Source organism: Streptomyces sp. AC627_RSS907 (assembly GCF_019049165.1).
Genome location: NZ_JAGMUE010001460.1, coordinates 1 through 589, shown reverse-complemented (window position 1 = coordinate 589; position 589 = coordinate 1). Strand labels below are relative to the sequence as shown.

Sequence of the window (589 nt, the reverse complement as noted above, 5' to 3'; positions counted from 1 at the left end):
GTGCTGATCGGCTCGGTGCTGGCCGCGGTCTTCGCCAGCGTGCTGCTCAAGATGCGTAACAACAAGTACAAGAAGTTGTACGAAGAGGAGGAGCGGGACGAGGATCAGGACGGCGTTCCGGACATCTACGAACTCGACCAGCCTGACTACCACCTCCGAATGGCGGCGATCTACGAGGAGAAGGCCGCCGAACACCGCAGACTGGCGGAGGCTGCCACGGCATCACAGCGCACCGACGGCGACGGTCCGGCATGATCTAAGAGGCTTCAGATCCGCGCCAAGCCGGTAGAAGCTCCGTAGTACGTCCGTACGCGGCCCAACGGGGCCGGCAGCTAGAGGAACGAGGGAGACAGGCGATGAGCGCAGCCGACGAGGGCGGAAACCGTAGCCTCGGGCAACTGGTGTCCACGGCCACCAGTGAACTGTCCGCGTTGGTGCACGACGAGATCGCGCTGGCCAAGGCCGAGTTGCGGCAGGACGCCAAGCGCGTCGTGATGGGCAGCACCGCGGGGATCGTGGCTGGTGTCCTGCTGCTGTTCTCGCTGCCGGTGCTCAGCTTCGCCCTCGCGTACGGCCTCCGCGCCTGGAC

The 589-nt window shown here is 65.4% G+C and carries 1 protein-coding gene and 1 pseudogene; both read left to right on the top strand.

Annotated features, from left to right (window positions below):
* Positions 1 to 255 (top strand): annotated as a pseudogene (gene nhaA, locus KUM32_RS42440) (Na(+)/H(+) antiporter NhaA); the annotation flags it as partial.
* A 101-nt stretch (positions 256 to 356) separates the two neighbouring features.
* The coding region (locus KUM32_RS42435; RefSeq protein WP_217146912.1) for a phage holin family protein at positions 357 to 589 on the top strand (233 nt) is incomplete at its 3' end.